Genomic DNA, 10,864 nt, shown 5'->3' with positions numbered 1-10,864 from the left:
CAGAAACCAGCGATAGGCCACATTGACCTCAATCTCGCGCACCAACTGACGCTCGGAGCGAATGCCAAAGAGATAACCGACCAGTAAAGCCTTAAACAACATAGTCGGATCAAGCGGAGGTCGACCATTATCGGCGCAATATAAAGGCGCCACTTTGTCGTGAATGAAACTGAAATCAATATGCGCATCAATTTTGCGCAAAAGATGGTTGGACGGAACCAGACTATCCAGACTGACCATCTCAAGTTCCGTTTGTTGAGGACCGCGTTTTTTAAGCATTCCTCATTGAATCACAAAGGCCTCGCCAAGGCGAGACCTTTGTCAGCAATCTGAAAGCCCCGCTGTTAAAAACAACGGGGCTTTCTTTTTCTCAATCTGCACTGCCTTAGCCGCGTTTTTCACGCATGGTGACAAATTCTTCTGCTGCGCTTGGATGGATGCCGATGGTGGCGTCGAACTGGGCTTTGGTTGCGCCACACTTCATGGCAATGCCGATGCCTTGCATGATCTCTGCCGCATCCGGTCCCATCATGTGCGCGCCAATCACCTTGTCGGTTTTTGGGTCTACAATCAGTTTCATGAAAGTACGTTCATCACGGCCTGATAGCGTGTGCTTCATGGCTTTAAAGCCGGATGTGTAGACATCAACCGCGCCGTAGCGGGCCACCGCTTCCTCTTCCGTCAGGCCAACAACGCCCAAAGGCGGTTGGGAGAAGACGGCAGATGGGATATTTTCGTAATCAACCGCTTTGGTTTCCGGCCCAAACAGGTAATTCACCAGCGCCATACCTTCCGCCAAGGCAACCGGCGTCAAGGCCACACGGTCAATCACATCCCCGATGGCAAAGATGCTGTCCACGTTGGTGCGGAAGTTTTCATCCACCACAATAGCGCCATTCGCAGCCGTTTTTACGCCCGCTTGTTCCAGCCCCAGCCCTTGTGTTTTCGGCGCGCGGCCTGTGGCGTACATGATGGCGCCTGTTTCCATGGTATCGCCATTGCCCAGCGTCAGGGTGTAGCTGTCGCCGTTTTTCTCAATCGCTTCAATGGTGGTGTGGGGCAGGATGTTGATGCCGCGCTTGGTCATTTCCGCTTCCAACTGGGTACGCAGGTCCATATCAAAGCCGCGCAGCAAATGATCCGCGCGGATCACTTCTGTGACCTCAACGCCCATTCCGGCGAAGATGCCTGCAAATTCAACCGCGATATACCCCCCCCCCACGATCACCATGCTTTTGGGCAATTTCGGCAAATCCAGCGCTTCGTTAGAGCTAATCGCGTGCTCAATCCCCGGAATTTGCGGCATGCTCGGCCAGCCACCAACGGCGATCAAAATGTTTTTCGCTGTATAGCGCTTACCTGCGACTTCCACCGTATGGGCATCAACGACCGTGCCGCGCCCGATAATAGTTTCCACACCGTTGTTGGACAGGATGTTGTTATAAATCCCGTTCAGGCGGTCCAGTTCGGCATTTTTGGTGGCAATCAGTTTAGGCCAATCGATTTCCCGGTCCCCAACAGACCAGCCAAAGCCTGCCGCATCATCAAAGTGCCCGGCATATTCAGAGGCATAGACCAACAGTTTTTTGGGGACGCAACCGCGCAAAACGCATGTCCCGCCGACGCGATCTTCTTCGATGACAGCAACGCGTGCGCCTTTTTGCGCTGCCATGCGCGAAGCACGTACCCCGCCGGAGCCGCCGCCAATGGTCAGAAGGTCGTAATCATAATCGTGGGACATAAGGAGCCTCTATCTAAAAAATACAAGTTGCCCTTCAAGATAAGCACAACACAAAAGGCGTCAAGGCATAAAGCCCTGACGCCCGTCACGATCGCGTGAATTTATGGATTTAACCTTCTGCCGTTTTCTTTAACTTGGCGAAGATTGCATCTTTATATTGATCCAGCACATCAAACCCGCCGATCAAATGACCATCAATGATGATCTGCGGCACTGTCTTTGCGTCCGGGATACGTTCCTGCATGGCCTTAAACTTAGCCGAGGTGCTGGCATCATGTTCTTGATACGCGATGCCATTTTCCTGAAACATGGCCTTTGCCTTTTGGCAGAACATGCAGCTTTCTTTTGTGTAAATTTCTACGCTCATTTTTAAACTCTCCTTCTCATTAACCGCCGGGGCCGCAATCAATGCAGCGTGCGGGAGAAACCGGGCCCATGTTCAAGGCCGCATTCAGGTCACGAAGGGCGGTGCGTACACCTTCTTCCACAACCGGGTGATAGAATGGACGGTCCAGCATTTCTGAGACCGTCAGGCCGGACTGATGCGCCCAAGCCAACAAGTGTGCAATATGTTCCGCTTTCGGGCCGATCATTTCTGCACCCAGGAAACGACCTGTACCGCGTTCACCATACACCCGCAGGATACCGTTGTTAACCAACATCACGCGGGATCGCCCCTGCCCTTTAAAGTCCACAGACCCGACGGCAAAGTCCGCCTCACGTTCCATCAGGGCTTTATAACTTTCCCCGACCATCATGATCTGGGGATCACTAAACATCACGGCAATAGGCGAGGATTTGGTAAAGGCACGGATTTGGGGATAACGTGCCGCATTATAGCCAACGATCTTGCCTTCATCTGCCGCTTCGTGCAGCAAGGGGATATTGTTGCCTGCATCACCGGCAATAAAGATGTGACCAACGCTTGTCTGACCTGTTGCCAACACAAAAGTCGGCACCCCGCGCTCATCCAGTTTAACAGAGGTGTTTTCCAGCCCCAGCTTGCCCACATTGGGACGGCGACCTGTGGCAACCAGCGCATAGTCATATTTTTCGGTAAGGGTTTTGCCCTCGACGATATGATCGATCTCAACGCCGTCACCGACATTTTCCATACGTGTCACCTCGCCATGCGGATGGAAGGGGAATTCTTCCATAAAGGTTTCACGCGCTTTATATTTCACCACATCATCACTTAAGGGACCGACCAGATGGTCACGCCCAAACAGGCTGGTGCGCACACCCAAGCGGCTAAGGGCTTGGCCCAGTTCCAGACCAATCACGCCAGCGCCAAAAACAACAACGGAGTCTGGCAGATCGTCCCAGTCAAAGACGTCATCATTTATGATCAAACGATCCCCAAACGCTTTAAAGGGCGGCGGAACAAAGGTGCTGGATCCTGTCGCAATGACAATGCGATCCGCTTCGATGGTGTCCCCATTGCTGAGTTCCAGCGTATGGTCATCGACAAATTTTGCATAGGCGCGGATACGGTGATCCGGGTTCCAATCTTCCACATCTTCTTTCACGAAGCCGACAAAGCGATCACGCTCATCACGTACCCGTTTCATGACGGCTTTGCCATCAATCACCGGCTTGTCATAGGTCACGCCGAACGGCTGGGTATGTTGACCAAAATGAGCCGCTTCTGCCGCTGCGATCAACAGTTTGGACGGCATGCAGCCAACGCGGGCGCATGTGGTGCCGTACTCGCCGCCTTCAATAAGGACAACGCTGTCGGTCTTTTTGATAACTTCACGATAGGCGCCCATACCTGCGGTGCCGGCGCCGATGATGGCGACATCTACTTTTTTATTGCTCATGTGATCGGCTTTCCTTGAAAGAAGAAGAAAAAGAGGAAGAAGTCATTTGGAGATACGAGGGGAACGTGACTTCTTCCTCTCACGCTATAGTCGGGTGGACTTAGCGGTTTTTCAGGTAGTTCAGCATTGTGTCAGCGTCGGACACTTCAAACGGATCGGTTGGGCAGTTGTCTTCGTAACCGTCTTCAACGAACATCTGTTTGATCTCGCCGTTTTCAACGTACATGGAGTAACGCCAGCTACGCATGCCGAAACCGAGGTTGGATTTGTCAACCAACATACCCATTTTGCGGGTGAATTCTGCGTTGCCGTCTGGCAGCAAGAAGACGTTTTCTGCACCCTGTGCTTTGCCCCACTGGAACATGACGAACGCATCGTTCACGGACAAGCAGACAACAGCGTCAACGCCTTCAGCTTTAAATTCTTCGTACAGTTCTTCGTAACGCGGCAGGTGAGAAGTCGAACATGTCGGTGTGAACGCCCCCGGCAAAGAGAAGAGAACAACGTTTTTGTCTTTGAACACGTCGTCAGTGGACAGGTCTTTCCATTCAAATGGGTTCGGGCCGCCCAAAGCTTCGTTGCGAACGCGTGTTTTGAATACTGTAGAAGGAACTTGTTTAGTCATGGATCAAATCTCCAGTTGGTTTGTAAAAGTGTGTGTTTGTTTGCTGAGAAGAAGATAGGCGCTCTCGATAAATTAGTAAAATGAGTTATTTCAATAGCAGTGATAAATTTTTCCTATTTATCTCTGAACCCCAACCATTCTACTGTGTCCCGCCCCTATAAGGAGATGAAAATATGATGAAATGGCATGATTTACTGTCCACAAAACGTGTTGGTGAAGCCGCCAATGCCCCAACCGGTCGCGAAGAAAGCCCGTTTCTGCTGGATTTGGACAGAATCACCTTTTCCTCCTTTTTTCGTCGCTTGCAGGATAAAACCCAAGTGCACCCCCTTTCGGTGGGGGGGCGCGTACGCTCCCGCCTGACCCATAGCATCGAAGTGGCCTCCGTCGGACGCTCCCTCGGTTTTGGCGTGGGTCGTAAATTGTTGGAGAAAGGCACAGAGCTGCCTGCCCACATCACCGCCCATGATTTTGGCTATATCGTGCAAGTCGCCTGCCTGTCCCACGACATCGGCAACCCGCCTTTTGGACATGCGGGGGAAGCCGCGATCCAGCAATGGTTTGAAGATCACGGCGACAGTGTTTTTGATGACACCATGAGCGAGGCTGAAAAGCTGGACTTCCTGAAGTTTGAAGGCAACGCGCAAGGTTTTCGCATCCTCAACCGCCTTGATTACTTCAAAGCGGATGGCGGCTTTCGCATGTCACACGCCACCCTTGGGGCTTTCACCAAATATCCCGGTGATGCCACAACCAACACAAATCGGTTGATTGAGGGTAAAAAAGCCGGATTCTGCCAATCCGAAAAAGCCCTGTTTGAAGAAATCGCCCAAAGCCTCGGCCTGATCAAACGCGGGGAAGACACTTTATGGTGCCGTCACCCGTTGGCCTACCTAATGGAAGCGGCAGACGATATCTGTTATCGCGTGGCAGACCTTGAAGATGGCGTGACCATGGAATGTGTCTCGTTTAGAGATGTGGAACATCACCTCGCCCCGCTGGCCTGGTCCCATAAACATGGCGACACCATCGAAGCGCGCCGCGATGATTTACTGGCGCAAGACTTTTATCAGGAAAAATCGGAAAGTGAGAAGCTAGGCTTCTTACGTTCCAAAGCCATCAGCAACCTGACAAAAGCCACTGTTCAGGCCTTTATGGACCATGAAAGTGACTTGTTAAACGGCCGCTTTGACAATGAGCTTCTCGCCGTCACACCTTTTGCAGAGGAAGCGCAGGCCTGTAAGAAATTTGCAGGTCAATCCATCTTCGGCACCCGGCGCAAGCTAGAGATTGAAACAGCAAGCTTTGAGCTGGTGGATGTGCTGCTCAGCCGTTTTTGTGGCGCTATGCAAGATTTGGAAAAAGCCAAGGGGGATCGCAGCGCTGTCAGTCAGAAATCCATGCGCCTGTTGAACATGATGGACAACCAACCGTTCGACACCAGCAGTCGCTATCAGACCCTGTTGCAAGTCACCGATTTCATCTCTGGTTTAAGTGATCGCGCAGCCGTCAATCTGGCAAACGTCATCCGCGGCAACTCGATTTAACCGATGTTGCCCGACGCCTATTTGCACCTCCCTTAATGGGCTGTCTGTTCCGGCTCAATCCCAAGCTTTTGCAGGGCTAGCATAATACTTTGATAAATCATCGAAGCTTTCTGCATGTCCTGCAAGCCGATTTCTTTTTCAATCGCCCCCAGCAAGATGGCTTTAAAATCGGTCGCGCTGTTGGCGCAGCTTTCATGTAGATGGCACACAAGCTTATGAAGTGACACCCCATGAAGCTCTTCTTGCTCCGAATAGGGGTTCACGACATATTTGCCGCAAATTTCCAGATATTGTCGTGATTGATACATCGTTTCACCCTGCCAAGGATTTATCCTTATTGTTTGGGTTGAATCATACATCTCACATGTTAAAGATGCATCACTCAAATAGGTGAGCTCGTCTCTCAGGTATTTGTGGCTTCAGGCTTTTCTTCGTCAGGCTCTGGGGTGCTGCGATAGCCCGGCATAAAATCTTTCAGGAATTTTTCGATCAACCCTTCCATTTCCTCAATTTTATCAAGGATATAGGGTTCACCTGTTTTCAGGCCGATTTCCCCGGCACATTGGGCTTCGCTCACGGCACATTGGGCAACACAGGCCGACTTTGATCCCAGCGTCTCTTTATCCATACAGGTTGCAATACAGCTTTCATGCCCTTCAAGGCATTGATCCAGCTCGCCCTTCGCTTCTGCCGTTGCTGTCAAACCTATAAAGGCTGACGCCAGAATAAGTGTTTTAAATGTGCGAGTCTTCAAAGCAAGCTGCTCCTTTTCCCAAGATCAATTGACGATATTTCTTTCTTACTGAATATATGTTCATATAGTATCAAAATGTAAGGGCTTGAGGCTAAGACCTTGCGATTTTTCTTTTCGGACAAGGCCCTGCAGATGGACATCACGCTTGCTAAAACCTTCCTCGCCATCACCGAGCTGGGGAATTTTGCCAAAGCATCAGAGCGACTGTATGTCACCCAATCCACCATCAGTACACGCATCAAACAATTGGAAGACCTGTTGGGCCAGACCCTGTTTCAACGTTCCAAATCCGGTGCGGTTCTGACGCCAGCGGGATTGCAGTTTAAACCTTTTGCCGAAAAAATGATCCAGACGTGGGAGCAAGCCTGTCAGGAAATCGCCCTGCCCCATGCCTTTGAAGCCCGCTTACGTGTCGGTGCCCAACATACCTTATGGCAGCATCTGGTGGTCAACTGGCTGGATTGGATGCAGGACAATGTGCCGGACTATGCGGTCATGGCACAGATTGGTTCCGGCGACAATTTGCTGCGTCGTCTCCTGAACGGGTTACTGGATCTGGTGATCACTTACACTCCACAAAGCCGCACAGGCCTGATCATTGAAGAAATCATGGAAGAAAAGCTCGTGCTGGTCTCCGATTCTCGCACCCTATATGGTCCCGAACAAGCCAACTATATCTTCGTGGATTGGGGACCGGAATATAAAATGGACCATGCGGGTGAGTTCCCCAAACGCTCCATCACCGGCTTGACGACGAACCACGGGCCGCTGGCGCTGCAACATCTGCTCAAAAACGGCGGCTCCACGTATCTACCCTTGCGCATGGTCAAACCCCACCTGCACGAAGGCACATTGCACCTTATTGAAAGTGAAGCCTTTTTCACCAGAACCGTTTATGCCGCCTACCTTGAAGACAATGACGACCCCCGTTTTTTAAAGGCGTTTGGCGGATTTAAAGAATGCGCGAAACAAGCCGCAAGCCATCAAATTTAAATTCGATTTTTTTGAACTTAACCATCAATATAATTCGCTTTTCAAAAGTGTCATTTCTCCCCTAAATGCAAATACACCCGAATTGTCGGGACCTATTTTTTCGGAGAAAAAAATGAAGACTGGTTTGTCTGTTCTGGTTTTAACCGGTGTTTTGTTCAGCTTTGCCCCAACTGCATTTGGCGCGAACTTGGTCAATGAAGACGATACCGCCCACGTTGTCCTGATCGACTCAGAACAAGAGCTTACAATCGAAGCCGGATCTGAACTGCCCGCATTCTGCGGCGAGTGCACAGTCCAGCTTGTCGATAGCCCTGATCCGGCTGTAAGCGTCGGCGAGGACAATACTGTTGTGATTGATCAAGGCAAATTGATCGTCGAATAATACAGACCTTGGGGGAGTGTATAACCCTCTCCCCCATTCTTTTCCCAAGGTGTTACCGTGTCACATCTTACAAAAAGCGACCATATGAGCCGCCTTGTTAAACAGGCCCTTACCTCAGACCCTCGCTTTACCTGTGCAGCAAGCTATGACGACCTGATGATCTGGTCGCGCCTGTGCCGTGCGCTCAGCCCCACACAAATTTTCACCCTGCTGCCCAATGTGCTCAACGCCATCTGGACACAGGAAGACACTCACAATCAGCTCAAAGCCCGCAACGCTCGCAAGCTGTCGAAACTCGAAATTCAAGCCCTCGCTGCGACCATTATCTCTTTCCAGCGCGCCTCCCATCAGGACGCGGAAATTAATGCGCTAAAGCAGCAGGTTGCAACCCTATCCGCCCAGTTCAACACCTTGTCCTACACTGTGTTTGATATACTGGAAAGATTGAGCCGACTGGAAGAAGAAAACCAGCGCCTCACCTACACCGGAGCCGCTTCGATGAACGAGCTGCCTCCCCCTCCTCCCTCTCCTCATTAAGGACGAAGAAAATGACACAGATCGTTTCAGTTCAATATCAGAATGCGAACAGCGATGATTTGGCTGAATTGATGCTTCTTGAAGACTTGTGTTTCTCAAGAAAACAAAGCTATCGCAAAAAACTCAAACGCTATTTCATGTCACAGGTTGCCCATTGCATCGTTGCAAAAATGGGGGAACGCCCGATCGGGTACGTCCTGTGTGTCTTCACCCCCAATATGAAAACCGCGACGATTAAAGCTTTGTGTGTCCATCCGCGCCTGCGACAGCAAGGGGTCGGGGAAAGTCTGCTCAACTGGGCCGAGATCGAAGCCATGCAATCCGGTGCCAGCCAGATGAATGCCGAGATCACGCTGGAAAACAGCATCATGCAGCACATGCTGTCCGAAAACGGCTACATTGAATGCCCGGATCGTCTAATCCAGATCCCGGAATTGGCCGACGGCTTTAAAATGCGCAAACGTCTGATTGCGGAAGAATATGACGAGAGCTTCACCAACAATATCAACGAAATTGAACTCTCTGCCATGAACGTTGATCACTTCAACATTCTGTCCAGCTAATCCGAATAAACAAACCGACCTGGAGCGCATTCATCCGTGAGACAGGTCGTTTTTTGTGCCAAAAGTGGATTGACAGCCCCCGCACAAAGGATTAGATCATCCTTATGAAAAACGTATGTCCCCTTTTTGTCTCTTTCTATTATTCGCCGCTTACATAACGGCGGACACATACCCTATTGTTTAACCGCTGCGTCTTCCGGCGGTTTTTAAACAATACAAAATATTCGGATATCGCAGCTAAGTCAGTGAAAAGCGATGTCTATTCAAAAAAATATTAAAACAGTCGGCCTTTTGGGTTTTGGTGCGTTCGGTCGCCTGATCGCCACCCATATCGGCCCCCACGTCGATCTCTTGATCCACGATCCTCACATGGTGCCGCCCTCTGTCGCCAATGATACATCTGTGCGTTTTCGTTCTCTGACAGAGGTTGCGGCGTGTGATCTTGTGATCCTTGCCATGCCCGTCAGTGCCCTCAAAGACGCCTTGATCCGTATCCGGCCCCATCTACAACCTGATGCGATTGTGCTGGACGTCGGGTCCGTAAAACTAAAGCCCGTGGAGCTGATGAGCCGCCTTTTACCCGACAGTGTGCACATTATTGCCACCCATCCCCTGTTTGGTCCACAAAGCGGCAAAGACGGTATCGAGGGGCTAAAAATTGTCCTGTGCCCTGTGCGCGGGAATGCGCTATTCCCTATCGCAGCCTTTTTAAAACGCGCCCTAAAGTTAAGCGTCATCATCAGCACGGCCGATCAACATGACCGCGATGTTGCAGTGGTGCAAGGACTGACCCATCTCATCGGGCAAGTCCTCGCACGGATGGAACCTTTCCCGACCACCATGACCACCCCCAGTTTCGAGCTTTTAAAACAGGTTGTGGATATGGTCCGCCACGACTCGGTTGAGGTCTACAGAGCGATTGAACAAGAGAATCCACATGCGGCAAGCGTGCGACAGGAGTTCTTTGGCATTGCCCAAAACCTCTTGATAGAGCTTGACTCCTCTTGTCACATGCCCGAAAAATACACCGAACTGGCGAGTTGACGGCAAAACACACCCTCAAAATTGTGTTCCTGACAGTGATCGTCGTCACCGCACCAGATTTATAGTATGCTAATGATGATTTGGGTTGCAGGAGCAGCCTGTACACATTATGAAGCCAATCCACCTATATTTAAAGGATATGAAAATGAACAAAAATGATCTGGTAACCGCCGTCGCTACTGCAACTGAGCTTTCTAAAGCTGATGCTACGTCTGCTGTTGACGCTGTATTTGAAGCAATCACAGGCGCCTTGAAAGACGGTGATACAGTTCAACTGGTTGGGTTTGGCTCTTTTGGCGTAACAGAACGTGCGGCACGTGAAGGCCGTAACCCACGTACTGGCGAAACCATCAAGATTGCAGCCTCCAAACAGCCTAAGTTCAAGGCTGGTAAAGGTCTGAAAGACACAGTCAACGCATAATCATGCGACAAGAGGGGTGATCACGCATCACCCCTTCTTATTTTTTCTCGCCAAGAGAACACCTTTCAAAGTCTCCCTCCTCGGCTATCGTGCGATGTCAACTTCGCTTTGCATCCACAGGAGAAACGCCTCAAGCTTCTGGTCCCGCCCCTATGAAGTGGAGAGTACTTTCTGTTAGACTGAGCTCAACATGAGGAACTTATGAATCTCAAAAGATCAGATGCGTTTAAATCGGAAACCATCCAGCTTGCCCTCACCAGTGGTTTGACTCGCAAGCAAGTGGCTGGGGATCTTGGTAACGGTATCTCTACTCTTAATAAATGGGTTGCCCAGCACAAACATGATGATTTGATGTCGGGGCCGCATGACGATGTTCAGAAAGAATTAACCCGCCTTCGCAAAGAGAACCGTATTCTGAAGAAGGAACGGGAGAT

The 10,864-nt window shown here is 50.6% G+C and carries 15 protein-coding genes; 8 read left to right on the top strand and 7 right to left on the bottom strand.

Translation table 11 applies throughout. From position 1 onward, the window contains the following. The 5 genes from Q397_RS0119370 to Q397_RS0119350 all read right to left on the bottom strand — a co-directional run. Nucleotides 1–279 (bottom strand): transposase (locus Q397_RS0119370; RefSeq protein ID WP_028880740.1); only part of this gene is annotated, 279 nt, incomplete at its 3' end. A gap of 106 nt (nucleotides 280–385) precedes the next feature. After that, nucleotides 386–1,741 carry a glutathione-disulfide reductase gene (gene gor / locus Q397_RS0119365; protein WP_028880807.1) on the bottom strand — a complete coding sequence of 452 codons (1,356 nt, stop codon included), beginning with the start codon at nucleotides 1,739–1,741 and terminating at the stop codon, nucleotides 386–388. A gap of 109 nt (nucleotides 1,742–1,850) precedes the next feature. Continuing rightward, the gene (locus Q397_RS0119360) at nucleotides 1,851–2,108 is read right to left on the bottom strand and encodes a glutaredoxin domain-containing protein (RefSeq protein WP_028880806.1); all 258 of its coding nucleotides are present in this window, start codon (nucleotides 2,106–2,108) and stop codon (nucleotides 1,851–1,853) included. Between the two features lie 19 nt (nucleotides 2,109–2,127). After that, nucleotides 2,128–3,564, bottom strand: a complete 1,437-nt coding sequence (locus Q397_RS0119355) for a dihydrolipoyl dehydrogenase (protein ID WP_028880805.1) — start codon at nucleotides 3,562–3,564, stop codon at nucleotides 2,128–2,130. Nucleotides 3,565–3,664: 100 nt separating this feature from the next. Continuing rightward, nucleotides 3,665–4,189, bottom strand: a complete 525-nt coding sequence (locus Q397_RS0119350; RefSeq protein ID WP_028880804.1) for a peroxiredoxin — start codon at nucleotides 4,187–4,189, stop codon at nucleotides 3,665–3,667. A gap of 173 nt (nucleotides 4,190–4,362) precedes the next feature. Here Q397_RS0119350 and Q397_RS0119345 point away from each other — a divergent pair, with 173 nt between their 5' ends. Then, entirely contained in the window at nucleotides 4,363–5,736 is a 1,374-nt protein-coding gene (locus Q397_RS0119345; protein ID WP_084149136.1) for a deoxyguanosinetriphosphate triphosphohydrolase, read from the top strand. A 32-nt stretch (nucleotides 5,737–5,768) separates the two neighbouring features. Here Q397_RS0119345 and Q397_RS0119340 read toward each other — a convergent pair whose 3' ends face one another. Both Q397_RS0119340 and Q397_RS0119335 read right to left on the bottom strand, forming a co-directional pair. Further along, nucleotides 5,769–6,044, bottom strand: a complete 276-nt coding sequence (locus Q397_RS0119340; RefSeq protein ID WP_028880802.1) for a hypothetical protein — start codon at nucleotides 6,042–6,044, stop codon at nucleotides 5,769–5,771. A 95-nt stretch (nucleotides 6,045–6,139) separates the two neighbouring features. Continuing rightward, nucleotides 6,140–6,490, bottom strand: a complete 351-nt coding sequence (locus tag Q397_RS0119335; RefSeq protein ID WP_028880801.1) for a hypothetical protein — start codon at nucleotides 6,488–6,490, stop codon at nucleotides 6,140–6,142. Between the two features lie 132 nt (nucleotides 6,491–6,622). Here Q397_RS0119335 and Q397_RS23490 point away from each other — a divergent pair, with 132 nt between their 5' ends. The 7 genes from Q397_RS23490 to Q397_RS0119300 all read left to right on the top strand — a co-directional run. Continuing rightward, on the top strand, nucleotides 6,623–7,483 hold the full coding sequence (locus Q397_RS23490; protein WP_051610371.1) for a LysR family transcriptional regulator: 861 nt from the start codon (nucleotides 6,623–6,625) through the stop codon (nucleotides 7,481–7,483). A gap of 112 nt (nucleotides 7,484–7,595) precedes the next feature. Beyond that, nucleotides 7,596–7,865, top strand: a complete 270-nt coding sequence (locus tag Q397_RS0119325; protein WP_028880800.1) for a hypothetical protein — start codon at nucleotides 7,596–7,598, stop codon at nucleotides 7,863–7,865. A 57-nt stretch (nucleotides 7,866–7,922) separates the two neighbouring features. After that, nucleotides 7,923–8,402: a hypothetical protein gene (locus Q397_RS0119320; protein ID WP_156950805.1), complete on the top strand. Its 480-nt coding sequence runs from the start codon at nucleotides 7,923–7,925 to the stop codon at nucleotides 8,400–8,402. An 11-nt stretch (nucleotides 8,403–8,413) separates the two neighbouring features. Next, on the top strand, nucleotides 8,414–8,965 hold the full coding sequence (locus tag Q397_RS0119315; protein WP_028880798.1) for a GNAT family N-acetyltransferase: 552 nt from the start codon (nucleotides 8,414–8,416) through the stop codon (nucleotides 8,963–8,965). A gap of 255 nt (nucleotides 8,966–9,220) precedes the next feature. Next, nucleotides 9,221–10,009 (top strand): prephenate dehydrogenase, encoded by a 789-nt coding sequence (locus tag Q397_RS23485; RefSeq protein ID WP_051610369.1) that lies wholly within the window; start codon nucleotides 9,221–9,223, stop codon nucleotides 10,007–10,009. A gap of 145 nt (nucleotides 10,010–10,154) precedes the next feature. Further along, nucleotides 10,155–10,430, top strand: a complete 276-nt coding sequence (locus tag Q397_RS0119305) for an HU family DNA-binding protein (RefSeq protein ID WP_028880797.1) — start codon at nucleotides 10,155–10,157, stop codon at nucleotides 10,428–10,430. 201 nt (nucleotides 10,431–10,631) lie between these two features. Next, a partial coding sequence (locus Q397_RS0119300) for a transposase (protein WP_028880796.1) occupies nucleotides 10,632–10,864 on the top strand: 233 nt, incomplete at its 3' end.

Source organism: Terasakiella pusilla DSM 6293, from assembly GCF_000688235.1.
In the GTDB taxonomy this organism is placed as follows: domain Bacteria; phylum Pseudomonadota; class Alphaproteobacteria; order Rhodospirillales; family Terasakiellaceae; genus Terasakiella; species Terasakiella pusilla.
Note: the sequence above shows the minus strand (reverse complement) of the source record. Positions and strands in the feature narration are given on the sequence as shown.

Excerpts from the sequence above, each read along its gene's own strand:
- Q397_RS0119355 (WP_028880805.1), bottom strand. The coding sequence starts at position 3,564 with ATGAGCAATAAAAAAGTAGATGTCGCCATCATCGGCGCCGGCACCGCA.
- gor (WP_028880807.1), bottom strand. The coding sequence starts at position 1,741 with ATGTCCCACGATTATGATTACGACCTTCTGACCATTGGCGGCGGCTCC.
- Q397_RS0119325 (WP_028880800.1), top strand. The coding sequence starts at position 7,596 with ATGAAGACTGGTTTGTCTGTTCTGGTTTTAACCGGTGTTTTGTTCAGC.
- Q397_RS23490 (WP_051610371.1), top strand. The coding sequence starts at position 6,623 with ATGGACATCACGCTTGCTAAAACCTTCCTCGCCATCACCGAGCTGGGG.
- Q397_RS0119350 (WP_028880804.1), bottom strand. The coding sequence starts at position 4,189 with ATGACTAAACAAGTTCCTTCTACAGTATTCAAAACACGCGTTCGCAAC.
- Q397_RS23485 (WP_051610369.1), top strand. The coding sequence starts at position 9,221 with ATGTCTATTCAAAAAAATATTAAAACAGTCGGCCTTTTGGGTTTTGGT.
- Q397_RS0119315 (WP_028880798.1), top strand. The coding sequence starts at position 8,414 with ATGACACAGATCGTTTCAGTTCAATATCAGAATGCGAACAGCGATGAT.
- Q397_RS0119345 (WP_084149136.1), top strand. The coding sequence starts at position 4,363 with ATGATGAAATGGCATGATTTACTGTCCACAAAACGTGTTGGTGAAGCC.
- Q397_RS0119305 (WP_028880797.1), top strand. The coding sequence starts at position 10,155 with ATGAACAAAAATGATCTGGTAACCGCCGTCGCTACTGCAACTGAGCTT.
- Q397_RS0119340 (WP_028880802.1), bottom strand. The coding sequence starts at position 6,044 with ATGTATCAATCACGACAATATCTGGAAATTTGCGGCAAATATGTCGTG.
- Q397_RS0119360 (WP_028880806.1), bottom strand. The coding sequence starts at position 2,108 with ATGAGCGTAGAAATTTACACAAAAGAAAGCTGCATGTTCTGCCAAAAG.